This is a genomic window from Streptomyces sp. NPDC051219, from assembly GCF_040682335.1.
In the GTDB taxonomy this organism is placed as follows: domain Bacteria; phylum Actinomycetota; class Actinomycetes; order Streptomycetales; family Streptomycetaceae; genus Streptomyces.
The window spans coordinates 16179-41310 of the sequence record NZ_JBFBAS010000045.1; the positions used below are offsets into that span (position 1 = coordinate 16179).

The window sequence follows — 25132 nt, forward strand, 5'->3', positions numbered from 1 at the left end:
GCACCTTGGCATCCTCCAGGACCGGCGCGGGCCGCTCGATAGGGTGACCTTGCCGAGGGACGCCTCGGCCCCCTGCACCCAACCGGTACGGCGCGGGTGGTCTGGGACGAGTAGGGGGTTGGGGTGGCGGACGTTTCGCCCGCGCAGGCGCTGGCCCGAGCGACGGCCGTCGGTGGGCGGATGGCCGACCTGGTACGAAGGGAGCCCCGAGGGGACGACCAGACGTGCAGCTGGGAGCTCGTCGTGACTCTCAACGGCAGCCCCGAGGACCGGGCGGCCGCCGGGTGGATCATCGCCGACGAGATCATGCGGGAACGCACCGGCGGGCGCCCGCGGAGCTATGGAAAGTGGCGCGAGGCCACCTTGAACGGGGTAAAGCTGACCGGGAAGGACCACGTCCTGGTGGAGCACTTTGCGAAGCCCGTCTTCGAAGCGGCAGCCGCGAAGAAGAAGCACAACCACGGGCTGGCTGGGTACGTGGGCGAGTGGCTCTGGTACCTCCTGACCCGCGACCTGCCCGAGGATCCAGCGCGCGCCGTGGAGATCCTCGGACCACCGAAGGCCGCCGTCAACGACGGAGGCGGCGACGGACTCATCGTCTACCGGGAAGACGGAACGGCCCGAGGCTTCTCCTTCCGTCTGTGGGAGATGAAGAAGTACACCGGGAAGGACAACCGGCCGGATGGGGCGATCTACAAGGGCTGGACGCAGCTCAGCACCAAGGGAGCGACCTACCTGGGAATGCTCTCCTGGGGCGACAAATTGCTTGCCGACGACACCCGGGAGTTCGTGGGCAGTCTGGCCGAGCAGTGGGTCGATGAGGAGGAGTCGGCCGGCGGCGGCGTCAGTGTCGCGCTGAACACCACGGCGATCCCGGCGAAGGCCTTCCATCTCGCGCACGAGCACTTCACCACCCACAAGCACCCCGGCGCGCTGCAGGGCCTGGTGGTGGCGATCGACGATTTTGAGGGCTTCGCCCATGAGGTGAGGAAGTACGTGTGGACCGCACTCTAGATCCGGCTGTTCTCGCGACCGCCCTCGGCGAACACCGCCCCGACGGGGTCTTGCCCTCGGTGCAGGAACTGCTTGCTGCCATCACCCAACTGGAGATCGCCGCCTTTGGCAGGGACCAGGAGATCCCGGACGACGTGCTGGCCACGGCATGGCTCCTGCACGGACTGGCCGCGGTCGAGCCCGAGACACCCGGGTTCGACCCGATGCGGACCCGGCAGGCCCTTGCGGTCAGCGCGCACGTGATGGACCTGGCCCTGGCCGACGAGCGACACTCGCCCACCGAGCGGCTGAGGATCGCCTTCGCCGCCCAGGCCGGGTACCGCCGGTGCGAGCAGGAGCCCAACGCCACAGCCGTCTATCGCCAGGTCAAGAACCTGGTGAACTTCACCTCCTCGCTCCCGGCGCACATCGACACCCTGGCTCTAGAGGCCGGCGTCGTGTTCCTGGCATTCGACCGGCCCGACCTGAACCGGGCACTGTCCGCTTGGCGCCGGCAGTTCGCGGAACTCCGTGAGCTGATGGACGGCGATCCGCTCGCAGGCACGATGTACGGACCTGCCGAAGCCGTCGTCGAAGCGGTCCACCTCCTGCGCCTGTTCCTCTCGTTCGGCGATCCGGACCGCCTGCAGGACGCACAGGATCTGCTGGGCAGCGTGCTCGACGGCCGGGCCGGCCGCAGCGACCCGCCCGCCCGGTGGGTCGCGGCTCACCTGCTCGGCCTGAGCGGCGAGATGGCCGCCAGCAGCCTGTACACGCTGCTCCCGGAAGGAACTCCGGATGCGGTTGCCCGGACCTTCGCGATGTCCGACCCGCCGGTGATGACTCTGTGGCGCCCGCAGCGCCAGTTGCTGAACCTGGGACGAGGCAACCCGGTCGACCCCGCCACCAGCCGGAGCCTGATCAGCGTGCCCACCAGCGCGGGCAAGACGCTGATGGCCCAGCTGGTGATCTGTTCCCACCTGGCGCAGAAACCCGGCCGCGTGGTCTATGTATCGCCGATGCGCAGTCTGGGCCGGGAGATGCGGGCCGCGCTGCGGGGCCGGCTGCGGCTGCTGGAACGCAAGCTGGTCGCCGAGCAGCCGGACTTCCCGCTCGCCGACGGCAGCGGCTCCCTCGTCGGAGACGTGGACATCGTGACCCCGGAGCGGCTCATGCACATGATCCGCAACAACCCGGGCGCAGCGCTGGACGAGGTCAGCCTCATCGTCGTCGACGAGGCCCACCACCTCGCGCAGGGCCGACGCGGTTTCGTACTGGAGAGTCTGCTCGCCCTTCTGCGGACCCGCTCCGACACCCGGCTGGTGCTGCTGTCCGCCGCTGTCGGTAACCGGGGTGCCCTGGCGTCGTGGCTGGACCCGGCGCGGCCGCCGGAGGAGGTGTACTTCACCGACGACTGGCGCGGCCCGAGGCGCCTGCACGGCCTCATGTACCCGCAGCTGCTCAAGGGTCAGGCCGAGCGCACCCTGCGCAAGCCAAGCAAGAAGCAGCCCTCCACCACCCGGGCCACTGTGCCGGTGGCCCCCCGGCTCGACATTCGGCCGACCGCCACCAGCGGCACCTTCGGCCTGACCATCCCCAGCGTCGGCACCAGGGCGTACGCCTCCCCCAACTCCGGGCAGTGGAAGGCTGCCACCAAACTCACGGGCGGTATCGCGGATTACGAGGTGTTCGCCGCCGGTGCCGCCGCCCTGACCCGGGCCGGCAGTGTCCTGATGGTCGTCGCCAGCAAAGTCATCGCCCGGAACGCCGCACGCGCCATGGCAAAGCACCTGGACGTCCACCCCAAAGCGGCGGCGCTCACCGAGTTCCTGGCCGAGACCCTCGGCGAGCAGCACCCCCTGGTCGACTGCACCCGCCACGGCGTCGCCTTCCACCACGCCGACCTTCCCGACGATGTCCTCCACGCCGTCGAACAAGGACTTCGTGACGGAGACCTGCTGGCCATCGCCAGCACCACCACCCTCACTGACGGCGTCAACCTCCCGGTGCGCACCGTCATCATCAATCACACAGTTGAGGGTGATCCAACACGTGGGAACCAGCACGGCCTCAGTCCCGCGAAACTGCTCAATGCCATCGGCCGGGCCGGCCGGGCTGGGCGCGAGAGCGAGGGGTGGGTCATCCTCACCCGCCCCTACCCGCCCCGAGCCGCGGAGTTCGAGACGCTCACGCCCGACAGCGAGCGGCTCACCGTCACCTCCGAACTGCTCAGCGAAGACGCCCTGCGGTCACTAGCCCATGCCGAGCTGCAGCTGCAGAGCTCGCTCGACGGCCTGTTCGGCGTGATGGGAACGGTCGCGGCCGACTTCGCCGCGTTCGTGTGGCTCGTCCTGCAGTCCCACGCCGAGACCCTCCACGCGCCCGGCGACCGGCTGGACCCGGTGCGGTCGCTGCTCGCGATGGAACAGGCCGACGACCCTTCGGTCCCGGCCCGCTGGATTGCGCTCGCGGAGAAGGTCACTGCGGTCTACGACGCCACCGACCCCGTCTCGACCCGTCGGTGGGCCAGCACCGGAACCAGCATTGGATCCGCCCGCTTCCTCGACCAACTCGCTCTACGCCTTGCGGAACAACTCCTCGCCTACGCGGTCCCCGAGGACACCCCAGACGAGATCAGCGTCTTCTTCGGGCCGCCCGAGTGGCCGCTGGAGCAGACCTTGGACTTCCTGGCCGAGCAGGGCGCCTTCAAGGACCTTCTGCTGACGCCGGAGGCCCACGGGAGCTGGAAGCTCACCAACGAGCAGAGCAAGAGCCTTACATTCGACGTGCCGATCGATAACGCGGTCCGGGACTGGATCTCTGGCACATCCATCCCGGAACTGGCCCGCACCTGGATGCCCGACAGCATCCCGTCCCATCCCCAGATGCTGGAGCTGACCGTCCAGAGCATCAAGCAGGCATTCGAACACGCGATCAGCTGGACAGCCGGTGCCCTAATCAACCTCGTCAACACCCACTCCCTTCTGACACCCACCACGCCCCGTCTCTTCGCGCAAACGGCCTGGCACATCCGTCACGGCGTCGACACCGAGCAGGCCATCACGCTACTGACCTCCGGCATCACCTCCCGCCGCCTGGCCCACCAGATCGGCCGCGCCGCGGCCGAGGCCGGCGTCGGCTCCGGTCAGCTCCGCACCTGGGTCGCCGATCAGCAGATCGACGGCTGGACCACCGCGTACAAGGCCAACACGTACGAGATCGAGGACCTCCTCGACTATGTGAGCAAACCAGCCAACCTGCTAAACGAACTGCTGCGAGGCCGTACCGTGACGATCCCTGTTGCACGGGTAGGCCCGGGCACCGGAGACGGGCCGGTCACCCTGACCCACCCAGGCAAGAAGCCGACGACCATCAGCGTCAACCGCGACGGCAACCAGATTGCCGTCATCCCCGCCGCCCGGCACCACGCCGTCCTCACCCTGATCGACAGCGGCCTCGACCTCACCCATCATCTCGAGGCCGGGCAACTGGTCACCACCCTGGTCATGGCCAGCCTGTAGGGCGCCCAGGGTTGGCTGGCGCCGGCCGGGTTTGGCCTCCCGGTGACCTACTGTTCCGGGTCGTCAGCAGGGCGGTAGACAGCTCGATCGGTGTCCAGGCGCTGGAGGATGCCGTCCGCGGCGAGGTGGGCGTGTGGCGTATCCATGGCCGAGGCCGTGGCGTACAGGTGGGTGAATCGCTCAGCGACACCGTGCACCACAGGTGTTGCACCGGCTATGGTCACGTCGACGGCTTCTGAACTGCGTGGACTCGAACCGCACGCTCGCGGTGCCCCGGAGAATGGTCGGAGACTTCGACTGCTCCGGCGCCGACATCGAACGCGACTGGGTCGCCCGCACCAGCTGCTGGTCGAAGGTCGAGCGCGTCGCCCTCACCAACGAGCAGACTCAGGCCTACGAACTTCCCGCGGCCGCGGGCAAGCGGGATGACCCCCGCTGGCCGGCCTTCGCGCGACGGTACGGCTTCGACGTCGACCGGCCCGTCCAGTGGGAGGTCGAAGCCCTCGAGCCGGCCGAGCTCCAGCGCCTGGTCCTCGAAGCGGTGGAGTCCCACGTCGACCGCTCCCGGCTCGCCCGGCAGCTCGCCGAAGAGCAGCGCCAGCGCCGCCAGCTGGCCGACTTCCTGCGCCAGTTCGACGGCTCGGGCGGTTCGTGAAGACTGGGCAAGCCTGCCGGCGGGCCCTCGAAGAGGGTTGCATCCACAGTTGTCTGCACAGTTGTCTGCACAGGCGGACCCAAAGGTGCACCGGAGGTACTACCGGAGGTGTGAACCCCCCTTTCGTGATCTTGAGCGTTTTGCCTGTTCAGGCCCCCTGGGCAAGCCCTTTTCGTACGCCGACACCTCTTTCTCCGCGATAGCCGGAGGAAGAGGCTTGTTGTTCTGACGGCCCGGCGCGGCCTGCTCGCTCTGTCGTCCCTCCTCTCGTCCCTCCTCCGCTTCCCAGCTCCCGCATCACGCCGGCGCCCTTGTCCGCCGCCGGCCTTGACTGCCTCCCCCCGGCTCCGTTTGTCCGCCGGTCCACCGCTCGCCAGCGCGCGGCGAGCCAGGCGGCAAATCGGGCACGCTCGCAGCGCTCTCCTGCCACACTGAATGCGCCCCGCCGCCTCCCCCGTCGGCGGGGCTCCTGCGCATCTGGCCGCCGCTCATCCCGCGCTGCTGGCGGAACGCGAAACGGCCCCGCCGGGGCGGGGCCGTTTCGTCGGGGCCGACTCAGTGTGCGTCGCGGTCGACGCGACGGCGCTGGGGTCGGGGCGGCTCGCTGCCGGTGCGCAGCGCCCGCTTGACCGCCTCGCGGTCCCGCTTGTGCGCCGCCCGCTGAAGCCACGTCCGGCTGCCGTCCTTCAGGAAGGGGGTCAGCCAGGGCCGCTCCTCGTACTGGAGGTGCGCGGGGCGGTCGTGGAAAGTACGGGCCATCTCGGGGGCTCCTGTCCGCTGTTGACTTGTTTGAGGTGCGTGTTTCTCGGTCGCCGCCCGGCTGCCACTGCCTGGGCGACTGAGATAACTATATCCACTATGGATCACAAGTCAACAGGGTGGCGCGTCGGTGCTGCGGCGGGGGCTCGGAGGAGATCGCCGGGGCCGGTGGGGCTTCCGGGAAAAGTTGAGATGAAGGGTGTTTCCGCTTCCCCTGGTGATGCGTGTGGGATATAGTTGTCTTGTTGGTCGGCGGTGGCAGTCGGCCAACACCGAAGACACACCACGTCGCTGGGAGAGCCCGATGTTCAACACGATGAAGCGCACCGCCCGTCAGACCTCCACCCGCACCCTGGCCGACCTGATCCGCGCGATGGACGGCAAGCGGGCCGTGACCATCACCTACATCGACAGCGACGGCGAAGAGTCGGTGCGCACCATCGAGGTCCACGACATCCGCACCACCAACAAGGGCGGCATCATCGTCCGGGCCATGTGCCGGATGCGCGGCGAGATGCGCACCTTCCACCCGGAGCGGATCGTCTCCTACACGATCCACCGGATGCGCTTCGTGCTGGACGCCCCGACTGGCGAGACCCGCTTCACCCATGCTGCGGAGACCGCGGCGGAGCTGATCTCCCTGGAGATGGACCGCGATTACCCGGACCTGAAGCCGCTGGTGCTGGCCGCGTAGGCCGCGCGGGCCCGTCCCTCACCGGGCGGGCCCACCGCCCCGGCCCACCCCCTTCAGCACTGCGCGGCGGCGCGGCGCACACCTCCCGCGCCGCCGCTCCCCGAACATCCCGGAGTTGCTCGCATGTCCGTCCACGCCCCGGCGTCCCAGCTCGCCCCCGCCCGCACCACTCCCGCGACACCTGCCACGTTCCATCCCAAGCGCCCCACCGTCCTGTCCTACGGACTCGGCGCCGACAGTACGGCCATCCTGCTGATGTTCCTGGCCGATCCGGCCGCGCACGGCCTGGAACCGGACCTGTCGGACCTGATCGTCGTTCACGCCATCACCGGGGATGTTCTCTAGCTGGTCTGTGCGTGTTGCCCTGCCTCTTCTGGGCACCCCGCTGAGATGGCAGAAGTACCTGACCGGGATCGCACTATTCCGGCTTGCGGACCATGAAGCTGACAATCGCTGCCTTCGCCTCTTCCGCGGGAGGCTCCACCAGTCGAGCGGTGACAACGAACCCCGTCTGCTGCAGCAGTTCAGAGATCGTGTCCGCTGGCAGTCGATAGGACTCGAAGGTCGCCGGATTTTCACCATAGGCAAGCATTCGACGCCGGCGCTCACGCTCTCCAACCCGACAGACAAGCATCAGGTATCCACCAGGCGCCAGCGTCCGGTGGAACTCGCCGAACACGGCCGGCAGCAACTCCGGCGGCGTGTGGTGAGTGGAGTAGTAGGCCAGAATGCCGCCAAGATCGTGGTCGTCGATGGCCAACGCGGTCATGGAGCCCACCGCAAACCGAAGGTGCGGATAAGCATCCCGGGCCAGTTCGATCATCCTCGGCGACACGTCGATACCGAACGCCGAGAGCCCCAGGTCAGCCAGGTGCGCTGTCACCTTGCCAGGACCGCACCCCACGTCCGCAACCGGCCCACGTCCGGCCGCCTGCACAAGTTCGGCGAATGCGGCCAGCATCGCGCGCGACAGCGGATCCAGTTCGGCAGGGGCTACGACGCTTGCTGCGTAGTCGGCGGCCACAGTGTCGTACGACTCTCGGACCGCGGCGAGGTAGGTGGTGTCAGTCACCCCGCGAGCCTAGCTGTAGGGGCACCAAGGACATCCGGGGAACCTGCCAATCCTTGATCACGCGCGTCTCCCTATGCCCCCGCCTGGGGCGGGTGGTTGGGATGCCAAGGGAGCGATGGCCCCGGACGGTGCCGATCTATCGTTGGAACGGCGCCAGTTAGAACCGGGTTGCGGGCATTCAGCGGCTCTTCCGCGGTGCCAATGGACGAGGGGTCCGTCCCCCAGAGGGCTCGGTCCGTTGTTGTGGGGCGGTAGGGAGGGCGGTGACGCCCAGGGCGGCGTCCCGCGCGGTGAGGGCCTCGTCCCGTTCGGCCAGGGCCTCGGCCCGTTCCCCCGCCAGCTGTTCGATCATGACCGCGTAGATGCCCACCAGCTCCGTCAGCTGCCGCTTCTCCTTGCGGACCCGGGCCAGCTCCTCGCGGAGCTTGTCGATCTCGGCCTCGGCCTTCTTGACCGGCTCGCTCTTGTGCCGGGCGGCCTTGAACTCCGCCTGGTACTTGGCCATGAGCTTGTTCGGATACTTGTGTGTCAGCAGCCACCGCTTGACCTGGGCTTCCTCGGCCAGGTCAAGGATGGTGAGCTTGCCCGAGGAGTGCAGCGGCGTCCCAGCCAGCAGCCGGTCGGCGGCCGTCCGCAGCTTGACGCACAACTCGTCCGGCGGATCCGGCTCAGGACTCACGACACGCCTCCCTCGGGCCGTCCGCGTTCATGCTCGGCAATGAGGCTCTCCAGATGGGCGAGGCGTCGGCGTTCGCGTCCGTAGCGGATCTTCGGGCTGGCCTCGTCGGCGACGATGAGTGAGTCGGTGATCATCGCGTGACCTTGGACGGCCTGCGTCAAGACCGGATCCTTAACGAGGCATTCGAGAGCGCCGACCCGCTGAAGCTGATGAGCCTGTTCGGCATTACGGAGAAGACCGCGATGCGCTACGTCGGCGTGGCCCACCCAGAGAAGACCTCCCAGCTTCCACGGTGTCGGCCTGTGCGAGAACAGCAGCGGCGGGGCCGCCCGGAGCTTCCGGGCGGCCCCGCCTGCGAGTGCCGCTCAGGCCGACACAACAGCGGTCGCCGGCTCGGTCTCTGCTGCGCCACGGGCGGCGAGATACCGCTCGGCGTCCAGCGCCGCAGCCGCACCAGTGCCGGCGGCCGTGATGGCCTGGCGGTAGGTGTGGTCGACGACGTCTCCGGCGGCGAACACCCCGGGCAGGCTGGTGCGCGTCGTCGGGGCGGCGACGGTGATGTAGCCCTCGGCGTCGAGGTCGAGCTGGCCGGTGAATAGCTCGGTGCGAGGGTCGTGGCCGATGGCGATGAACAGCCCCGTCACGTCGAGGTCGCGGGTGGCGCCGGTGAAGACGTCGCGCAGGACGACGCCGCCGAGCATGCCGCCTGTTTCCTTGATCTCGGCGATCTCACTGTCGAAGGCGAAGGAGATCTTGTCGTCGGCGAACGCGCGGTCCTGCATCACCTTCGAGGCCCGCAGGGTGGAGCGGCGGTGGACGACGGTGACCGACTTGGCGAAGCGGGTGAGGAAGGTGGCTTCCTCCATGGCGGTGTCGCCGCCGCCGACCACGACGATGTCGCGGCCCTTGAAGAAGAACCCGTCGCAGGTCGCGCACCAGGACACCCCGCGGCCGGACAGTTCGTCCTCGTTCGGGAGGCCGAGCTTGCGATAGCCGGAGCCGGTCGCGATGATCACCGTCTTCGCGCGGTGGACGGTGCCCGCGGAGTCGGTGAGCAGCTTGATGTCATCGGTCAGGTCGACGGCCACGATGTCGTCGTCGATCATCTCGGCGCCGAACTTCTCGGCCTGGGCCCGCATGTTCTCCATCAGGACCGGGCCGTCGACCCCTTCGGGGAAGCCGGGGAAGTTTTCCACCTCGGTCGTAGTGGTCAGGGAGCCGCCGACGAAGATGCTGCTGCCGAACAGCAGGGGCTTCAGCTGGGCGCGGGCGGTGTAGAGGGCGGCGGTGTATCCGGCGGGGCCGGAGCCGATGATGACGACGTCGTGTCTCTCGCTCACGCCGTCGCCTCCGGCTTCGCGGGGGCGATCTCGGCGATCAGGTCCTCGACCAGGGTCTTGATCTCGTCGCGGATCGGGCGGACGGCTTCGACGCCCTGGCCGGCCGGGTCCTCGAGCTTCCAGTCGAGGTAGCGCTTGCCGGGGAAGACGGGGCAGGTGTCGCCGCAGCCCATGGTGATGCAGACGTCCGACTCGCGGACCGCGTCGATGGTGAGGATCTTCGGCGTCTCCTTGGAGATGTCGATGTCGACTTCGGCCATGGCCTCGACGGCGGCCGGGTTGACCTGGTCGCCGGGGTTGGAGCCGGCGGAGCGGACCTCGACGCGGTCTCCGGCCAGGTGGGTCAGCCACGCGGCGGCCATCTGGGAGCGGCCGGCGTTGTGGACGCAGACGAACAGGACGGACGGCTTGTCGGCCATGGTGATCGTTCTCTCTCGTCGCATGGCGGAACCCAGCCGCCAATGACTTCAGCCCCCGCTGGTATCAGCGGGTGATGATGTGAGAATATCAGTGCATGCTGACTTCAGTCGATCCTGACGTGATCCGGGTGCTGGGCGATCCGCTCCGCCTTCAGATCGTGACCCTGCTGGCGCGCGAGACGCTCTGCACGACGCACCTGGTCGAGGAGACCGGAGCCAAGCAGACCAACCTGTCCAACCACCTGAAGGTGCTGCGCGAGGCCGGGCTGGTGGAGACCGAGCCGTGCGGCCGCTTCACCTACTACAAGCTCAAGCCCGAGGTCCTGGCCGGGCTGTCCGAGCAGTTCGCCGAGCTGGCCGCCTCCGCCCGTACCGCTGCCGAGAACAAGAGGGCCTGCCCGTGACCTCCACCGAGCCCACCACCGCCCCCGCTCCGGCTGGCAGTGGGGACGACTCGATCGTCAAGAAACTCTCCACCCTCGACCGCTACCTCGCGGTGTGGATCCTCCTGGCCATGGCCGTCGGCCTGGGCCTGGGCCGCCTCATCCCTGGCATGAACGACGCGCTCGCCAAGATCGAGATCGGCGGCATTTCCCTGCCGATCGCGCTCGGCCTGCTCGTGATGATGTACCCGGTCCTGGCCAAGGTCCGCTACGACAAGCTCGACCGCGTGACCAGCGACCGCAAGCTGCTGGTCTCCTCGCTGGTCATCAACTGGATCGTCGGCCCGGCGGTCATGTTCGCACTGGCGTGGATCTTCCTGCCGGACCTGCCCGAGTACCGCACCGGCCTCATCATTGTCGGACTGGCCCGCTGCATCGCCATGGTCATCATCTGGAACGACCTCGCCTGCGGCGACCGCGAAGCCGCCGCCGTCCTCGTCGCCCTGAACTCGGTGTTCCAGGTCCTCGCGTTCGGCCTGCTGGGCTGGCTCTACCTCGACCTACTGCCGCGCTGGATGAACCTCGGCGACGGCCAGGGCCTGGACGTGTCCGTCTGGCACATCGCCCTGAACGTCGTCATCTTCCTCGGCATCCCGCTGCTGGCCGGCTTCCTGACCCGCCGCATCGGCGAGCAGAAGATGGGCCGCACCGACTACGAGGCGAAGTTCCTGCCGAAGATCGGCCCGTGGGCGCTGTACGGGCTGCTGTTCACGATCGTCATCCTCTTCGCCCTGCAGGGCAAGACCATCACCTCCCAGCCGCTGGACGTCGCCCGGATCGCGCTGCCGCTGCTGGTGTACTTCGCGATCATGTTCTTCGGCACCTTCCTCCTCGGCAAGGGCCTGGGGCTCGCCTACGACCGCACCACGACGCTGGCGTTCACGGCTGCGGGCAACAACTTCGAGCTGGCCATCGCGGTCGCCATCGCCACCTTCGGCGTCACCTCCGGCCAGGCCCTGTCCGGAGTCGTCGGCCCGCTCATCGAAGTACCGGTGCTGATCGGCCTGGTGTACGTCGCGCTCGCCTGGCGCAAGAAGTTCGCTGCAGGCGCGGTGACGACGGCCCCGTGACGCAACACGTGGATGTGGTGGTGGTCGGCGGCGGCCAAGCTGGGCTCGCCGCCGGCTACCACCTGCGCCGCCAGAACCTGGACTTCACCATCCTGGACGCCGACCCGGCGCCGGGCGGGTCCTGGCAGCACATGTGGGACTCCCTGCACCTGTTCTCCCCGGCCGAGCACTCCTCGCTGCCCGGACGGCTCATGCCCGCCCAGATCGGTGAGACGTATCCGGACGCCGGGCACGTGGTGGACTACCTCGCCGACTACGAAAAGCGCTACGACCTGCCCGTCCAGCACGGCACCAGCGTGGACGCCGTACGCCATGACGGAGACCGGCTCCTGGTTGAAGCCGACTCCGGCACCTGGCGGGCCCGCGCGGTCATCAGCGCCACCGGCACCTGGTCGCGGCCCTTTCTCCCCGCCGTTCCCGGCCGCAGCGTCTTCACCGGTCGGCAGCTGCACACGGTGAACTACCGCCGTCCGGCCGACTTCGCCGGACAGCGCGTCATCGTGGTCGGTGGCGGGAACTCCGGCGCGCAGATCGCCGCCGACCTCGCCATGGACGGGCACGTCGGTATGACGTGGGTGACCCAGCGCCCGCCGAGGTTCCTGGCCGACGACATCGACGGCCGCGCCTTGTTCGGTGTCGCCACCGCCCGCCGCCGCGCGCTGGATGCGGGCCGCAGTGACACCGGCGGGGTCGCCTCGCTGGGAGACATCGTTGCGGTTCTCTCCGTACGGGCCGCCCGCGACGCCGGACTTCTCTCTGCGAAGCAGATGTTCACCGGGCTCACCGCCACCGGCGTGCAGTGGCCGGACGGAACCTGGGAAGCGGTCGACGCGGTGATCTGGTGCACCGGGTTCAGGCCAGCCCTGGCCCACCTCGCTCCGCTCGGGCTGCGCGGCCGGCGCGGCCACATCGCCACCGACGGCACCCGGGCCATTGGCGAGCCGCGGCTGCACCTGCTCGGCTACGGCGACTGGACCGGACCGGCCTCCGCCACCCTCATCGGCGTCGGCCGCACGGCCCGCGACGCCTCCCAGCAGATCCGTGACCTCCTGCACTGAAATACCGAAGAGCGAAAACCCGGCGCGATGAGGGCTGGTCGGCACGTCTAATGAGCATTTGTGACTGACCAGCTTTCATCCGCCCTGTGGCGCTTCGTTGAAGACGACGACCCCAACGGCCTCACACTCGTCGTCGACACGCCCCAGGGAACACATCTGCGTCGTATCCCGCCTGCCCTGCCCCTGCCGTCTCACGTCGATCACGGAACTGGCGCGGAAGCGGCAGTCCACAAGGCCGCAGCCACCTGGGGCATGCCCGACTTCGTCTTCCAGCAGGCAGCCCACGCGGCCAAGGGCTCGGGCCGGCGGGAGCTGGGCGACCGGCTGCTCCTCGCTGGCGGCCGCGGCGCAGTCGTGCAGGTCAAGGCCCGCACGATCAAACCCAAGCCGGACGATCAGGAAGCGGGCTGGATACAGAAGGTGGCGGCCAAGGCGATGAGCCAGGCCAAAGGAACCGTCCGCCAACTGCGCATGGTGCCCGCGGACATGGTCAACGGCCGCGGCCGGAAACTGAGCGTCGACGGCACCGCCTACGAGTGGATCGCGGTGTTCCTGCTGGACCACCCGCGAGTCCCGGAGAACACCGTGGCCACCTGGCAGCCGGTCGGCATGCCCGCCATAGCGTTGACCCGCCGCGACTGGGACTTCCTCTTCGACCAACTGCGCTCCACCACCGCCGTGCTCGACTACCTCTTCCGCGCCGCCGCCGAACCCGCCATACCGCTCGGCCAAGAGCCGGTGCGGTACTACGAGTTCGCCGCTGCAGACGCCGCCGAACCGCCAGCCGCCGTCAATACCGAGCTGGTGGGGCCGGGCGGCACGCTGTTCTCCGCGCCGCAGCTGCCACAGGCGCCAGCCGGTACCGACGGCACCAACGTCCACCTCATGATCCGCATCATGCTGGAGGACATAGCCCTCAGCCCGCTCAGCGAGACACTGAACGAAGGCAACCGCTTCACGGTCCTCTCCGACCTCGACCGGCTGCCCGTATCAGCCCGCGCAGAGTGGGGCCGCCTGCTGCTGGACATGCTGCGCGACGTGCCGCAGGTACCGGACGAGCACTGCAAGTGGCGCTTTCGGCGCATGCTCGACGAAGACGGCACCCGCCAGCTCATCGTGGGCGCTGCCACTCGCTTCGACCCCGTTATCCAGGCCAGCTTCTCGGCCTACGTACAGCTGCGGCACCACGAGGTGACCTCGCGGACCGGCCGACCGGAAGACTCCTCCACCCTGGGAGTGCTGCTTACCCCGCGCCGCGACGGGAAGCGCCCGTGGGACACCAGCACGGTGCGAGTCCACGGCGACCTCGAATTGTCCGAGGAGGAACTGCAGGTCTACAGCGATGGGTGGAACCGCGCTCTCGAAGAGGGCACTGTCAGCGTGGCCGACTGAGCGCCAGCCGCATCAGGCAGCGGCCGGCAGGGCCAGCAGCTTGCCCATCGCCGCCAGCACGGACGGCTCGACGCGGTAGTAGACCCAGGTGCCGCGCCGCTCGGAGGTGAGAAGCCCGGCTTCCTTGAGCTTCTTCAGGTGGTGGGAGACGGTGGGCTGGGAGACCCCGACGTCGGAGATGTCGCACACGCACGCCTCGCCGCCCTCGTGCGAGGCGACCGCGGAGAACAGCCGAAGGCGGACCGGGTCGCCGAGCGCCTTGAACATCCGCGCCGCGGTTTCGGCCTCCTCGGCGGTCATCGGCCGCTCGGTCAGGGGCGGGCAGCACGGCACCACGCCCTGACTGTCGGCGGGCTCGAGCAGCGGCAGCACCTTGGCATTCGACATACGTCTATGTTGACACACGTCGAACCAGTCGGGGGAGGGGCGCCCGGAAGCCCGGGCACCCCTCCCTCGGATGTTCAGAGTCCGGCGGCTGCCGGTGCCTTGCGGACGTGGGCGGCCAGCGGCGGGATGACGTAGGCGGCATCTCTGGCCACGCCGCGCAGCGTGTTGGAGGCGAAGGACCGCTGGAACTCCAGGCCCAGGTAGACCAGGCCGGGGTGGGTGGTGGAGATGCCGCCGCTGTGCAGGGGCATGCCGTCCGGGGTGAGGGCGCCGAGGGGTCCCAGGTAGTCGAGGCTGGGCCGGTATCCGGTGGCGAGCAGCACCACGTCGACGGTTTCCCGCGTGCCGTCGGCCCACACGACGGTGTCGCCGTCGAGTGCGGTGAACATCGGCTTCCGCTCCACGTGGCCGGCGGTCAGGGCGTCCTGGTACTGGCCGGTGTCCATGACGAGGGTGCCGCCGACGAAGTGGATGAGCCATTCGAGCGGCAGGTGGTCAAAGCCGGTGCTGGTCAGCCAGTGGTGGATGTCCTTGCCGTCGCGCAGTTGCGGCAGGAACCGGATCGGGTGGCGGCTGGCGAGCGTCACGTGCGCGACCTCGGCGAGTTCGTGGCCGACCTGGACGGCGGAGTTTCCGCCGCCCACGACCACGATCCGCTTGCCCGCGTACGGTTTGGGGCTGCGGTAGTCGGCCACGTGCAGCACCTCGCCGGTGAACCCGCCCTGTCCTGGCAGGTCGGGCCGCAGCGGGTTGGCGAAGGCGCCGGTGGCCGCGACGATCCCGGCAGTGGTGAGGCTGCGGCCGTCGGTGGTGCGGATCGCGAAGCCGCTGTCAGCGGCCACAACGGCCTCGACCCGGGTGCGGGTGCGGATTTCGACGTCCAGGCGCTGCGCGTAGCGGGCGAGGTAGTCGACGACCTCTTCCCGGCGCGGATAGCGGTCCGGGTCCCCGCCGAGGGGCAGTCCCGGCAGGGCGCTGAACCGGGCAGGCGAGAAGAGCGTGAGGCTGTCGTAGTAGTGCGGCCACGACCCGCTCGGCCCATCTGATGCATCCAGTACCACCGGACTGAGGCCCAGTTCGCGCAAGGCTCCCGCCGCGGCCAGCCCGGACTGTCCGCCTCCGATCACCACTGCGTCGACGTGCTCCATGAACATCCCCCTCGTTTCGACAGGCGTCTATGTTGACGCTCATCAATACAGGTGCAATGCTGAGTCGCGCAAGCCATCGACAGATGTCGAAACATGCAAGGAGTCGCCGTGAATGCGCCCGCCACCACCGAGCTGCCCGTCGTCGTGATCGGAGCCGGACCCACTGGCCTGGCCGCCGCAGCCCATCTGGTCGACCAGGGCATCGAGCCCCTGGTCCTGGAAGCCGGGCAGAGCGCCGGCGCCGCGGTGCGCGAGTGGTCGCACGTCCGGTTGTTCTCCACCTGGGGCGAGGTCATCGACCCGGCCGCCGAGAAGCTCCTCGCCCCCACCGGCTGGACACCCCCCGACCCGGCCGCCTATCCCTCCGGCGGCGACTGGGCCGACCTCTACCTGCAGCCCCTCGCCGACGTCCTCGGCGACCGCGTCCGTCTCGGTGCAACGGTCACCGGCGTCTCGCGCACCGGCCGGGACCGCATCGTTGACGCAGACCGCGAGCAGCAGCCCTTCGTCGTCCACACCACCCGCGCCGACGGCCGTGAGGAGCGCCTCTTCGCCCGCGCCGTCATCGACGCCTCCGGCACCTGGGCCACGCCCAGCCCGGCTGGCGGCAGCGGCCTGCCGGCCCTCGGCGAGCGCGCCGCCGCGGACCGGATCACCTACCGCGTCCCGGACCTGAAGGACCCGGCCGTTCGCGCCCGGTACGTCGGCAAGCGCACCGCTGTCATCGGTTCCGGAGCCTCCGCCTTCACCGCCCTCGCCTACCTTGCCGACCTCGCCAAGTCCGACGACGGCGCGGGAACGAAGGGCGTGTGGATCCTGCGCCGGGGCATCTCCGGCTCGACCTTCGGCGGCGGCGAAGCCGACCAGCTCCCCGCGCGCGGCGCACTCGGGCTGGCGGCGAAGGCCGCCGTCGACGACGGCCACGCGGACGCGGTCACCGGCTTCCGCACCGAGGCGATCGAACGCGACAACGAAGGCCGCCTGGTTTTGGTCGGTGAAGACGGACGGCGTCTCGACGCGGTCGACGAGGTCATCATCCTGACCGGCTTCCGGCCCGACCTGTCCTTCCTCGACGAGCTGCGCCTGAACCTGGACGAGCGCCTCCAGGCGCCCGTCGAGCTGGCTCCGCTGATCGACCCCAACCAGCACTCCTGCGGCACCGTCTACCCGCACGGCCACCGCGAACTCTCCCACCCCGAGCAGGGCGTGTACCTGGTCGGGATGAAGTCCTACGGCCGCGCCCCGACCTTCCTGGCGATGACCGGATACGAGCAGGTCCGCTCCGTCGCCGCCGCGATCGCCGGCGACCTCGAGTCCGCCGACCGCGTGGAACTCACCCTCCCCGAGACCGGAGTGTGTGGCGGCGCCGGCCTGTTCGACGCCCCCGACGCCGCTCAGGGCGACGGCGGCGGTTGCTGCGCACCCGCACCGCAGCTCGTCCAGCTCGGCGCCCCCGCCGCGGTCGGGGCGGCTTCCGAGCAGGCCCCGGCGGGCGGCTGCTGCGGCTCGTGACCGACCTCAGCACCCGAGGTGACGGGGCCGCGACCGGAACGGGGGACCGGTCGCGGCCCCGCGCCGCCCTGCCCGCCCTCTGCGCCACGCAGATCGTGAGCTGGGGCATCGTCTACTACGCCTTCCCCGTTCTCAACCCCCAGATCACCGCCGCGACGGGCTGGCCGACCGGAGCGACCACCGCGGCGTTCTCCCTCGGTCTCGTCGTCTCCGCCCTCGCCGGAATCCGCGTCGGCCGCATCCTCGACCGGCGCGGCCCGCGCGCCGTCATGACCGTCGGCTCGGTGCTCGGCGTGGTCAGCCTGCTGATCGTGGCTGCGGCCCCGAACGTCCCGGTCTTCATCGCCGGTTGGGCGCTGGCCGGACTCGCGATGGCCGCCACCTTCTACCAGCCTGCGTTCGCCGCCCTCACCCGATGGTGGGCCCCCGACCACGTCCGGGCCCTGACCATCGTCACCCTTGCCGGTGGGCTCGCGTCCACCATCTTCGCGCCCCTGACCGCAGCCCTCGCCGACCATCTGTCCTGGCGCCACACCTACCTCGTGCTCGCCGCGATCCTCGCCGCCGTCACCATCCCGGCCCACGCCCTGGCCCTGCGCGCACCCTGGCCCGACGCCCCAACCGTCCCTGCACACGTGGCCGCAGGCGCTGCGGGTGTCGGACGCAGCCGACCGTTCCTCCTGCTCGCCGCGTCTTTCACCCTGTCCAGCTTCGCGATGTACGCCGTCGTCGTCGCCCTCGTCCCGCTCCTCCTGGAACGCGGCTACACCACCAGCCAGGCCGCCTGGGCCCTCGGCATCGGCGGCGCCGGACAAACCCTCGGCCGCACCCTGTACGCCGCCCTCGCCCGCCGGACCACCGCCACCGCCCGCACAACGATCCTCATCGCCCTCGGCGCACTGACCACCGCCGCCTTCGCCGCCGCCCCCGGCCCGTACGCCCTGATCATCGCCGTGTCGGTCGTGGCCGGCATGGTCCGCGGCAACCTCACCCTGCTGCAGGCCACCGCCATCACCGACCGCTGGGGCACCACCCACTACGGCCGCCTCTCCGGACTCCTCGCAGCGCCCGCCCACACAGCAGCAGCCCTCGCGCCGTTCGCCGGCGCCGCCCTGGCCGTGCCCCTCGGCGGCTACGGGCCCCTTTTCTTCCTCCTGGCCGCCGTCTCCATGGCCGCCGCGCTCATCGCACCGTGGACAGCCACCGGCGCCGTACGCCGCCGATCCCCACGGCTCTGACAACCGCCGCACCCCCGTAGGCACAGACGAACCCGCCCTCGTTACCGGCTCCAATCCGGCAACCACGCGCGGGTTCAGCGGCTGACCCCTCCAGGAATTCGCGAACTCGCGCGCTTTGCCGTGCAGCGCTGCCAAGCTCGCCACGACCATCCCCGTCCCGGCCGCGGACCTCTACGTCGGACCGTTCCACCGGCTGTGCCGACGGGCCGCGCACGCCATCGCCGGCAGCGCCGGCACAGTCCTGGTCCTCTCCGCGGCCCACGGCTTCGTGACGCTCGACGAGCCGCTGGCCCCGTACGAACTGCGCATGGGCGAGCCCGGCAGCGTCCGGCCCGACCAGCTGCACGCCCAGGCCGGCCGCCTCGGCCTCCACCACGCCGCCCAGCTGGTCGCCCTCGGCGGCCGCGCCTACGTCGATGCCGTCGCCGCCATCCGGCCGGACGTCCTGCGCCCCCTGGACGGCTGCCGCGGCATCGGACAGCAGCGCGCCCGGCTGTCCCGCATCGCCGCCGCCGAGCAGCCGCTGTTCCTGGCGCAAGAGTTCGCCGTCGGCCGCACCGGTACACCCGCCCGCCCAACTGCCGCCCGCTAAGCCTGTGGAAGGGCGAGCCGACCGCCCATCCGGCCGACCGGCACGGACGCCACCGGTCCCGCGGGATCTGGCACACGAGCACAAGGCCTCCGCCGACGGCGGGGGCCTCGTTGCATCTCCGGGCGGTGAACGGCCTGCGACCTGCGGAATCAGTGCCGTGAAGACGCCCTGCCTCACCCCAAAATGTGAGTGATATAGGGTATAGTTGTCTTGTTAGTCGGCGGTGGCAGTCGGCCAACACCGGAATCCCACACCCGAATTCACAGGAGAGCTCTGTGTCGACGCAAGTCACCGACCTGTTCGCGGTCCGCACCTTCGTGACCCTCCGCCCGGACCGCCTGGTCCGCGAGCGTGAGCAGGGGCCGGACGGCCACCTGGATCTCGCCGAGCTGTTCTCGGACCCCGGCCCGTACAACACCGTCCGGCTGGCCTGGGGTGCGGAGATGCACCACCACCCCGCCAGCACCGACGCGCCCAACGACATCGCCGCCGCACTCGCCGAACTCTGCGGATATGACCCCATGGACATCCGGGGCACCGTCCACTTCACCGGCAACAGCCGCGAGACCGACAACGCACCGGGCATGGACGACGAGAACCACTTCGCCCTGCTGGAGGCCCTGGCCCAGGTCTGCAACACCCACGGGGTGCGCCTGTGGCGCCAGTACCAGCCGCACCACACCGTCATGGTCCAGGCGACCGACTACGCCCTCGGCGACCCGATCTGGGACCGCACCGGCACCCGGCGCCGCTTCGCCTCGCTGGAGCCGTACCCGGCCACCAGCGACCTCGCCCGGCGCCACCCCAAGGCTCGCCGCTACGTCTGCGCCGACGGCCACTCCATGCCCGCCCCCTCCCACGGCCACGGGATGCGAGCCGACCGCGCCCCGGCTGGCTACTGGCAGCGCACCGGCAACCAGCTCCTGCCCGCCGCCGACTGACCACCCGCCCGCCGCCCGCCCGGGCCGGGCCCGGGCGGGCCCTCCCCGAGGAGCCGCCATGCGCACCACCGTTGACCACTTCACGACCGCCGAGAAAGTCGCCCTCGACCAGGCGTGCGGCCTGGCCCGCACGATCGCCGACACCTTCACCGCCATGTACCCGAGCGCCGCCTACCTGGTCCTGGAGCGCGATGAGGACGATCCCGATGTCCTGTGGCTCCACAGCATCCGGGACGTCACCGGCGGCATCCTGTGCGACTTCGAACCCGCCTCGGCCGCCCTGCCCGGGCTCACCGACGCCGATCTGCGGCAGGCGTGGGGCGAACGGGACCCGCAGCTTCCTGGGGACCTGCTGGACCTGGTCCGCCGCATGGGAGACGTCGGAGGCTGCTTCGACTTCCTGCCGGACTCGGCCGAGCGCGAGGACGACCCGGGCGACTCAGGGCCGAGCCTGCTCTGCCTGCTCCTGAGCGACCAGGCCGAGCCCGGCCTGTGGGACTGGGGCGGGGAGGCGATCCTGCGGCCCTACAGCGCCCCCAGGCCGCCCACCGGCGCACCCGGACACGACTGACCGCCCGCCGCCCGGCCGGAACGCCGGGCGGCCGCCAGCGGCCCCGACCGCACCACGCAGAAAGGCACCGCGATGCATCACGACACCCACCGCCCCGACTACTCCTCCGCCGGCGAACCCGCCGCCCGCGCAGCCGACCTGAAGGCCGGCGACCAGATCCCCGTCCTCGGCGGCGCCGCCGTCCTCACCGTGCTGGAGGCCGTCCACGACACCGCCAGCGGCTCCACCCTCCTGCGCCTGACCCCGGCGGGCGGACCGGACACGGTCCAACTCCCCTCGACCGCCCTGGTCAACGTCAGCCGACCACAGCCCGAGGCGGAGCAGGAAGCCGACGAGGACGACGGGGAGGTCACGGTGACGGTCGCGCTCACCGTCACCGAAGAGGTCACGTACGAATTCGAGGCCGAGCTGGAGCTGCCCGCCCGCGCCGTCGCCGCCCCCGAGACGCTGCGCGACTACCTGGCCGAGAACGAAGAAATCTGGCTCGACCACCTCAACCCCCTCACGCACTGCGCCAGCGTCGACGAGCGCAGCCTGGACAACGCGACACTCGTCCTCGCCGCTTGACCCCCGTTGGCCGACCGACTGCGCCGTCGGCCGACGCCCCCGCCTCGCCTGCCAAGGAGAACCGTGCCCGAGTATCACGTCACCTGGGAGATCGACCTTGACGCGGCCGACCCGGTCGACGCTGCCCGCAAGGCCCTCGCCATTCAGCGCAACGCCGCATCCTGGGCCACCGTCTTCACCGTCCACGGCGACACCCAGACGGCCACCGTCGACCTGGACCCCGACTACTGCGACCCGTCCGGCGGCGGTGTCCCGCACGTCGTCCTCGCTGCCTGACCGCCACTCCCTGCGCCCCGGTACGGCCACGCGGCCGCGCCGGGGCGCACCTGTCTGGCCGGCTGGCCGCCCCGGCCCCTGGCGACCGCTCGTCGATGCGCCGGCGGTGCGCGGCGATGCAGGGCCGGCCATCCCCCAATTGGCCGCTGACCTCGTAAAACGCTGGGAGAGAAGAGCAGCACCGACATCCCCGAATGTGATGCATGGATGGTATAGTTGTCTTGTTGGTTGGCGGTGGCAGTCGGCCAGCACCGAAACCCGCACTCTGATCAAAGGGGGCAGCTATGCCCGCGACTGCAGCGGCCGCCTAGACCTTCGCGCTCTGGGTGTCGCCCACCGGCACGTTCCGCCTGCTCGACTGGGACACCGCCACCGCCCCGCAGTACGCGCTGTGCTGCGACACCGCCCAGCCGGTGAGCCTCACCGGCGAGCTGACCATGTGGAGGGACGAGGTCGCCATCGGGCTGCGCCGCCCGCGCAACCCGCACGCCTCGGCCCTGCTGCTGGCCTTCCAGCCGCACCCGGGCCTGCACTTCGGCGACGTCGTCTTCACCGGCGCCACGGACTCCAGGACCGACACCGTCCACGGGCTCGCCGAGGACCAGGCCCTGACGCTGCTCGACCTCTACCTGCTGCGCATCAACGCCCACGTACCGGGCGCGCGGCGCCACTGACGCCAGGTCACCCCGGGCCACGGACGTGAATTCCGGGCCCGGCCCTCCGGATTAATCGAGAAAGGGAAATCCATGAAATACACGTTTGTCGGCGACTGGTACGACTGCTGGGATCTCGCCTCGGCTTTCGCCGTCGTCGCCGAGGGGGAAACCCTCGACGAGGCCAAATGGAACGCGGCGGAGGCTGTTCTGGAGCACTTTCCGCACCGCGCCGAGGGCGAGGACGGTGAGAGTCCCGAAACCCTGTGGGGTGGCGACAACGGCGCCTACGTCGTCGCGGCGTTCGAGGGAGACCTGAGCGCCCGGGCCATCGAGAGCGCGACGTTCGAGCTGATCGCATGACTGCAGCAGCTGCCCAGATGTTCACCGTCATCGGCCTGGCCCTGGACGTCGACTGCACCGAGCTGCTCATCGCCGCCGTCCTGCCCGGCCCGGTCGCCGACCAGATCGAGCTGCTCGCCACCAGCGAGGCCGACTTCACCCGCTGGGCAGAGGAGTTCGACGCCCCCGACCCCGACGCGGCCGTCGCCCTCGCCTACGAGCACTGCCGCAGGTGGGACGACGAGGTCTGATCCACGGGGCGCAGCCGTCCGGCTGCGCCCCACACTTCTCTGGCCCCCCTTTGGCCGCCGGGCAGGGGGAGGCCGGCCGGAGCCTCGCCGAAGCCGCCGGCCCCGCGTCACCGCCCGCGGGGAGCCTCGGCGCAGCAGTCCGGCCAGGCGCATCACCGTGGGGCGCAGCGCCCGTTCTCTCCCCGGGTGCGGGGCGCTGCGCCGTCCGCGCCGCCCGGTGGGGGCGGTCCGCTTCGCTCCCCGCCCCCACCTCGCTGCGTGCCGGGCACTCCGCTGCGCTCCGGCCCGGACCGAGCGCTGCGCGCTCTCACGCACCGGGGGCCCGGCAGCCGGTCGACGGGGACGCTGCGCGCCCCCGCTCCCTCGCTTCGCGCTGCCGTTCCCCTCGGCCCACGGCGCTGCGCGCCATGGGGCGGCGACACGGCCCGCGCAGTGCCCCGCACCCGGGGTCCAAAACCCGCCCCGACCACGGGAAATGCGGCCGCAAATTGATCCAGAACCCTTGAAATGAATACTCATAGAATGCATAATTGGAGTATGCGGATCGGGAGTGGCAGTCGATCCGCAGCCGAAAGCGCACACTCCGAACCGAGGAGAACCATGCCGAACGAGAACGCCCGCCGTCACCTCTGCGCCGTCCCCGCCCCGGCATCGGCCTCCGAGCCGGAAATGCCCTACACCGAGGCTGAGATGGAGGACGCGATGGGCTATCTTCTGGCCCGTATGGTGCCGCTGACGCAGCGCACCGGCTGGACGATTGAAGAGATCATCGAATCGGACATCTTCGGCCTGCTCGCCCTGGCCTACGTCGCGGCCCTGCGCACCAACCCGCCGCTCCCCAAGACCGGCCCGGCCAAGGAGCTCGACGCGCTCGCGTTCTCCTACTACGTCCGGATGCTCGCCAGCGCCCCCCAGGGCTTCGACGACGTCACCGACTTGATCGTCCTCGACAGCATCCAGTGGTGCACCCCGGCGCTCGACCGGGCCGCCCAGGCCCGTGCCTTGCGACTCGTCCAGGACTGACCCAACTCCGGGGCACAGCCGAGCCGCTGCGCCCCAGCCCTGGCAGCGGGGGAGTGGCACCCCCGCCGCGCCGAGAACGCCCACTCGAAAGCGAGGCAGACCCATGACCTACAGCCTTCCCCCGATGCCCTCCACTCCCGATCCCGAGCGCGCCACCGATCTGCTGATGGGCCTCTTCGGTGCCGTCGGCGACGGGTGCCACACCCTGACTGTCTCGGTCACCGGCCGCGCCGGTGGGGCCGTGTCCGTCCTGCCGTTCCACAACTTCGGTGAGTACACCGATGTTGACGCGGAAGCCGCCCTCGACGTCATCGCGCTGCTGACCCTGACGTCCGGCCGCATCGGCGGCGCGGTCGTACGCACGAACCACGCCGACGACACCTCCCGCGTCCTCGGCTGGCGACTGAGCGACTGCACCGCCCACCCGCTGGGCAGGGCCGAGATCTTCAGCGCCTACTGCACGGACGCCGCCACCGGCGAGCCGATCCCGCCGGAGCCGGGCACGGAGTACGCCGACGCCCCGCCCGTAGAGGCCTGACGCCCGACATCGGGGCGCAGCCTGACCGGCTGCGCCCCGGCCCGGATCGGCCGCTCGGATTTCCCGCCGGTGAGGGGTGGTTCGCTAGACGCGCGTGATCAATATGGGATATAGTTGTCTTGTTGGTCGGCGGTGGCAGTCGGCCAACACCGAGAACACACCTCTGCGAGAGATGGAGTCACCCATGACCCGCACGCCCGACGCCCTGCTCATCACCCCCGAGGCGGACATCGTCCCGGTCAACCTGCCCGCCGACTCCGAGTCCCGACTGACCGTCATGTACTCCGTGATCCGTTGCGAGCGGGTGGACGTCGTGGGGCTCACCAGCCAGCTCGACATGTGGCTGGACGACGAAGGGCTCTACAACCACCCGGTCAACAAGCTCGCAACGGTGCTCGCGGTCCGCTTCGGCTTCACCTACCAGGACTACCACGGGCCCGTCCTGCTGACCGGCGGCGCGGACGCCGAGGGTGACACGGTGCCGCTGAGCAAGGACAAGCTCCTGGCGCTGCTGACCAGCCTCGAAGAAGAGCTCTAAGCCACCGCCGGAGCAGCCGGGAGGCTGTTCCGGCCCCTGGCAGCGGGGGAGTGGCACCCCCGCTGCGCCGAGAACACACAGCCTTTCTGAGAGGAACGCAGATGTCCGACACCCTGCTCCGCGACCTCGACCTCATCGAGCCCGGTGACCTGGTCATCTACCACGGCAGCATCACCGACCGGCACGGCCTGTACGTTGCCAAGCCCTGTGACTGCTTCTACTGCGTCCGCGCCGACTACTTGGGCAGCGATGACGTCCGGTACCGGCTGACCGACCCGTACTCGGACGACCCGAACGCCCTCACGCTGCGGTGCGTGCGCCGCCAGTCCGTCACCCGGTCCACCGCCAACGCCTGACCCAAGAAGCACGGCCGGAGCAGCCGGAAGGGCTGTTCCGGCCCCTTGCGGTGGGGGAGTGGCACCTCCGTCGCGCCGAGAACACCACTCCGAGAAGGGCACCT

General features: G+C 70.0%; 32 protein-coding genes. 23 read left to right on the forward strand and 9 right to left on the reverse strand.

All coding sequences use genetic code 11. The features are described from left to right. Positions 1-123: 123 nt before the first annotated feature. Both AB0M62_RS31010 and AB0M62_RS31015 read left to right on the forward strand, forming a co-directional pair. Positions 124-1014: a hypothetical protein gene (locus tag AB0M62_RS31010; RefSeq protein WP_366077657.1), complete on the forward strand. Its 891-nt coding sequence runs from the start codon at positions 124-126 to the stop codon at positions 1012-1014. Further along, positions 999-4514: a DEAD/DEAH box helicase gene (locus tag AB0M62_RS31015; RefSeq protein WP_366077658.1), complete on the forward strand. Its 3516-nt coding sequence runs from the start codon at positions 999-1001 to the stop codon at positions 4512-4514. The genes AB0M62_RS31010 and AB0M62_RS31015 overlap by 16 nt, the downstream gene beginning before the upstream one ends. A 47-nt stretch (positions 4515-4561) precedes the next feature. Here AB0M62_RS31015 and AB0M62_RS31020 read toward each other — a convergent pair whose 3' ends face one another. Then, entirely contained in the window at positions 4562-4738 is a 177-nt protein-coding gene (locus AB0M62_RS31020; RefSeq protein WP_366077659.1) for a hypothetical protein, read from the reverse strand. Between the two features lie 20 nt (positions 4739-4758). Here AB0M62_RS31020 and AB0M62_RS31025 point away from each other — a divergent pair, with 20 nt between their 5' ends. After that, positions 4759-5169: a hypothetical protein gene (locus AB0M62_RS31025; protein ID WP_366077660.1), complete on the forward strand. Its 411-nt coding sequence runs from the start codon at positions 4759-4761 to the stop codon at positions 5167-5169. Between the two features lie 555 nt (positions 5170-5724). Here the strand turns inward: AB0M62_RS31025 and AB0M62_RS31030 are convergent. Beyond that, the gene (locus tag AB0M62_RS31030) at positions 5725-5928 is read right to left on the reverse strand and encodes a hypothetical protein (RefSeq protein WP_366077661.1); all 204 of its coding nucleotides are present in this window, start codon (positions 5926-5928) and stop codon (positions 5725-5727) included. A gap of 304 nt (positions 5929-6232) precedes the next feature. Between AB0M62_RS31030 and AB0M62_RS31035 the strand changes: the two genes are divergently transcribed. After that, positions 6233-6622, forward strand: a complete 390-nt coding sequence (locus tag AB0M62_RS31035) for a WYL domain-containing protein (protein ID WP_366077662.1) — start codon at positions 6233-6235, stop codon at positions 6620-6622. Between the two features lie 123 nt (positions 6623-6745). Then, positions 6746-6967, forward strand: a complete 222-nt coding sequence (locus AB0M62_RS31040) for a hypothetical protein (RefSeq protein ID WP_366077663.1) — start codon at positions 6746-6748, stop codon at positions 6965-6967. 73 nt (positions 6968-7040) lie between these two features. Here the strand turns inward: AB0M62_RS31040 and AB0M62_RS31045 are convergent, their stop codons facing one another. From AB0M62_RS31045 to AB0M62_RS31065, 5 genes are all read right to left on the reverse strand, one after another. Continuing rightward, positions 7041-7694: a class I SAM-dependent methyltransferase gene (locus AB0M62_RS31045; RefSeq protein ID WP_366077666.1), complete on the reverse strand. Its 654-nt coding sequence runs from the start codon at positions 7692-7694 to the stop codon at positions 7041-7043. A 178-nt stretch (positions 7695-7872) separates the two neighbouring features. Beyond that, positions 7873-8373: a hypothetical protein gene (locus tag AB0M62_RS31050; protein WP_366077667.1), complete on the reverse strand. Its 501-nt coding sequence runs from the start codon at positions 8371-8373 to the stop codon at positions 7873-7875. Further along, the gene (locus AB0M62_RS31055; protein WP_366077692.1) at positions 8370-8534 is read right to left on the reverse strand and encodes a hypothetical protein; all 165 of its coding nucleotides are present in this window, start codon (positions 8532-8534) and stop codon (positions 8370-8372) included. The genes AB0M62_RS31050 and AB0M62_RS31055 overlap by 4 nt, the downstream gene beginning before the upstream one ends. A 204-nt stretch (positions 8535-8738) precedes the next feature. Further along, on the reverse strand, positions 8739-9713 hold the full coding sequence (gene trxB / locus AB0M62_RS31060) for a thioredoxin-disulfide reductase (protein ID WP_366077668.1): 975 nt from the start codon (positions 9711-9713) through the stop codon (positions 8739-8741). Continuing rightward, complete coding sequence (locus AB0M62_RS31065; protein ID WP_366077690.1) at positions 9710-10132, reverse strand: arsenate reductase ArsC; 423 nt, start codon at positions 10130-10132, stop codon at positions 9710-9712. Before AB0M62_RS31065 ends, trxB begins: the two co-directional genes overlap by 4 nt. A 95-nt stretch (positions 10133-10227) precedes the next feature. On the opposite strand from AB0M62_RS31065, the gene AB0M62_RS31070 reads away from it, so the two are divergent. The 4 genes from AB0M62_RS31070 to AB0M62_RS31085 are packed head-to-tail and all read left to right on the forward strand — an operon-like array spanning position 10228 to position 14095. Next, positions 10228-10536 (forward strand): metalloregulator ArsR/SmtB family transcription factor, encoded by a 309-nt coding sequence (locus AB0M62_RS31070; RefSeq protein WP_366077669.1) that lies wholly within the window; start codon positions 10228-10230, stop codon positions 10534-10536. Then, the gene (gene arsB / locus AB0M62_RS31075; protein WP_366077670.1) at positions 10533-11645 is read left to right on the forward strand and encodes an ACR3 family arsenite efflux transporter; all 1113 of its coding nucleotides are present in this window, start codon (positions 10533-10535) and stop codon (positions 11643-11645) included. Before AB0M62_RS31070 ends, arsB begins: the two co-directional genes overlap by 4 nt. Continuing rightward, positions 11642-12703: an ArsO family NAD(P)H-dependent flavin-containing monooxygenase gene (locus AB0M62_RS31080; protein ID WP_366077671.1), complete on the forward strand. Its 1062-nt coding sequence runs from the start codon at positions 11642-11644 to the stop codon at positions 12701-12703. The genes arsB and AB0M62_RS31080 overlap by 4 nt, the downstream gene beginning before the upstream one ends. A gap of 60 nt (positions 12704-12763) precedes the next feature. Further along, positions 12764-14095, forward strand: coding sequence for a hypothetical protein (locus AB0M62_RS31085; protein WP_366077672.1), 1332 nt, complete (start codon positions 12764-12766; stop codon positions 14093-14095). Positions 14096-14107: 12 nt separating this feature from the next. On the opposite strand, the gene AB0M62_RS31090 is transcribed toward AB0M62_RS31085, so the two are convergent. Together AB0M62_RS31090 and AB0M62_RS31095 are read right to left on the reverse strand one after the other, a co-directional pair. Continuing rightward, complete coding sequence (locus tag AB0M62_RS31090) at positions 14108-14482, reverse strand: metalloregulator ArsR/SmtB family transcription factor (protein WP_366077673.1); 375 nt, start codon at positions 14480-14482, stop codon at positions 14108-14110. Between the two features lie 74 nt (positions 14483-14556). Continuing rightward, a complete protein-coding gene (locus AB0M62_RS31095; RefSeq protein ID WP_366077674.1) occupies positions 14557-15630 on the reverse strand; it encodes an FAD-dependent oxidoreductase in 1074 nt (357 codons plus the stop codon). Positions 15631-15738: 108 nt separating this feature from the next. On the opposite strand from AB0M62_RS31095, the gene AB0M62_RS31100 reads away from it, so the two are divergent. The 14 genes from AB0M62_RS31100 to AB0M62_RS31165 all read left to right on the forward strand — a co-directional run bounded on the left by AB0M62_RS31100 (position 15739) and on the right by AB0M62_RS31165 (position 25028). Next, entirely contained in the window at positions 15739-17142 is a 1404-nt protein-coding gene (locus tag AB0M62_RS31100) for an NAD(P)-binding domain-containing protein (protein WP_366077675.1), read from the forward strand. Further along, the gene (locus AB0M62_RS31105; protein ID WP_366077677.1) at positions 17139-18380 is read left to right on the forward strand and encodes an MFS transporter; all 1242 of its coding nucleotides are present in this window, start codon (positions 17139-17141) and stop codon (positions 18378-18380) included. The genes AB0M62_RS31100 and AB0M62_RS31105 overlap by 4 nt, the downstream gene beginning before the upstream one ends. 115 nt (positions 18381-18495) lie before the next feature. Next, positions 18496-18972 carry a DUF6884 domain-containing protein gene (locus AB0M62_RS31110; RefSeq protein ID WP_366077678.1) on the forward strand — a complete coding sequence of 159 codons (477 nt, stop codon included), beginning with the start codon at positions 18496-18498 and terminating at the stop codon, positions 18970-18972. Positions 18973-19247: 275 nt separating this feature from the next. Continuing rightward, positions 19248-19913: a hypothetical protein gene (locus tag AB0M62_RS31115; RefSeq protein WP_366077679.1), complete on the forward strand. Its 666-nt coding sequence runs from the start codon at positions 19248-19250 to the stop codon at positions 19911-19913. A 58-nt stretch (positions 19914-19971) separates the two neighbouring features. Next, the gene (locus AB0M62_RS31120) at positions 19972-20484 is read left to right on the forward strand and encodes a hypothetical protein (RefSeq protein WP_366077680.1); all 513 of its coding nucleotides are present in this window, start codon (positions 19972-19974) and stop codon (positions 20482-20484) included. A gap of 72 nt (positions 20485-20556) precedes the next feature. Then, positions 20557-21051 carry a hypothetical protein gene (locus tag AB0M62_RS31125; RefSeq protein ID WP_366077681.1) on the forward strand — a complete coding sequence of 165 codons (495 nt, stop codon included), beginning with the start codon at positions 20557-20559 and terminating at the stop codon, positions 21049-21051. Between the two features lie 63 nt (positions 21052-21114). After that, positions 21115-21327 (forward strand): hypothetical protein, encoded by a 213-nt coding sequence (locus AB0M62_RS31130; protein ID WP_366077682.1) that lies wholly within the window; start codon positions 21115-21117, stop codon positions 21325-21327. Positions 21328-21653: 326 nt separating this feature from the next. Then, positions 21654-22001 (forward strand): hypothetical protein, encoded by a 348-nt coding sequence (locus tag AB0M62_RS31135; protein ID WP_366077683.1) that lies wholly within the window; start codon positions 21654-21656, stop codon positions 21999-22001. Between the two features lie 72 nt (positions 22002-22073). Further along, entirely contained in the window at positions 22074-22343 is a 270-nt protein-coding gene (locus tag AB0M62_RS31140) for a hypothetical protein (protein WP_366077684.1), read from the forward strand. Beyond that, entirely contained in the window at positions 22340-22573 is a 234-nt protein-coding gene (locus tag AB0M62_RS31145) for a hypothetical protein (RefSeq protein ID WP_366077685.1), read from the forward strand. The genes AB0M62_RS31140 and AB0M62_RS31145 overlap by 4 nt, the downstream gene beginning before the upstream one ends. A gap of 600 nt (positions 22574-23173) precedes the next feature. Continuing rightward, a complete protein-coding gene (locus tag AB0M62_RS31150) occupies positions 23174-23596 on the forward strand; it encodes a hypothetical protein (protein ID WP_366077686.1) in 423 nt (140 codons plus the stop codon). 124 nt (positions 23597-23720) lie between these two features. Further along, positions 23721-24134, forward strand: a complete 414-nt coding sequence (locus AB0M62_RS31155; protein WP_366077687.1) for a hypothetical protein — start codon at positions 23721-23723, stop codon at positions 24132-24134. Positions 24135-24318: 184 nt separating this feature from the next. After that, a complete protein-coding gene (locus AB0M62_RS31160) occupies positions 24319-24672 on the forward strand; it encodes a DUF3846 domain-containing protein (protein WP_366077688.1) in 354 nt (117 codons plus the stop codon). A 101-nt stretch (positions 24673-24773) separates the two neighbouring features. Then, positions 24774-25028: a hypothetical protein gene (locus AB0M62_RS31165; RefSeq protein ID WP_366077689.1), complete on the forward strand. Its 255-nt coding sequence runs from the start codon at positions 24774-24776 to the stop codon at positions 25026-25028. Positions 25029-25132: the final 104 nt, after the last annotated feature.

What these genes read in the sequence shown, in the direction of transcription:
- AB0M62_RS31030 (WP_366077661.1), bottom strand. Translation starts at nt 5,928, where the DNA reads ATGGCCCGTACTTTCCACGACCGCCCCGCGCACCTCCAGTACGAGGAG.
- AB0M62_RS31035 (WP_366077662.1), top strand. Translation starts at nt 6,233, where the DNA reads ATGTTCAACACGATGAAGCGCACCGCCCGTCAGACCTCCACCCGCACC.
- AB0M62_RS31040 (WP_366077663.1), top strand. Translation starts at nt 6,746, where the DNA reads ATGTCCGTCCACGCCCCGGCGTCCCAGCTCGCCCCCGCCCGCACCACT.
- AB0M62_RS31065 (WP_366077690.1), bottom strand. Translation starts at nt 10,132, where the DNA reads ATGGCCGACAAGCCGTCCGTCCTGTTCGTCTGCGTCCACAACGCCGGC.
- AB0M62_RS31070 (WP_366077669.1), top strand. Translation starts at nt 10,228, where the DNA reads ATGCTGACTTCAGTCGATCCTGACGTGATCCGGGTGCTGGGCGATCCG.
- AB0M62_RS31090 (WP_366077673.1), bottom strand. Translation starts at nt 14,482, where the DNA reads ATGTCGAATGCCAAGGTGCTGCCGCTGCTCGAGCCCGCCGACAGTCAG.
- AB0M62_RS31095 (WP_366077674.1), bottom strand. Translation starts at nt 15,630, where the DNA reads ATGGAGCACGTCGACGCAGTGGTGATCGGAGGCGGACAGTCCGGGCTG.
- AB0M62_RS31120 (WP_366077680.1), top strand. Translation starts at nt 19,972, where the DNA reads ATGCGCACCACCGTTGACCACTTCACGACCGCCGAGAAAGTCGCCCTC.
- AB0M62_RS31125 (WP_366077681.1), top strand. Translation starts at nt 20,557, where the DNA reads ATGCATCACGACACCCACCGCCCCGACTACTCCTCCGCCGGCGAACCC.
- AB0M62_RS31140 (WP_366077684.1), top strand. Translation starts at nt 22,074, where the DNA reads ATGAAATACACGTTTGTCGGCGACTGGTACGACTGCTGGGATCTCGCC.
- AB0M62_RS31145 (WP_366077685.1), top strand. Translation starts at nt 22,340, where the DNA reads ATGACTGCAGCAGCTGCCCAGATGTTCACCGTCATCGGCCTGGCCCTG.
- AB0M62_RS31150 (WP_366077686.1), top strand. Translation starts at nt 23,174, where the DNA reads ATGCCGAACGAGAACGCCCGCCGTCACCTCTGCGCCGTCCCCGCCCCG.
- AB0M62_RS31155 (WP_366077687.1), top strand. Translation starts at nt 23,721, where the DNA reads ATGCCCTCCACTCCCGATCCCGAGCGCGCCACCGATCTGCTGATGGGC.
- AB0M62_RS31160 (WP_366077688.1), top strand. Translation starts at nt 24,319, where the DNA reads ATGACCCGCACGCCCGACGCCCTGCTCATCACCCCCGAGGCGGACATC.
- AB0M62_RS31165 (WP_366077689.1), top strand. Translation starts at nt 24,774, where the DNA reads ATGTCCGACACCCTGCTCCGCGACCTCGACCTCATCGAGCCCGGTGAC.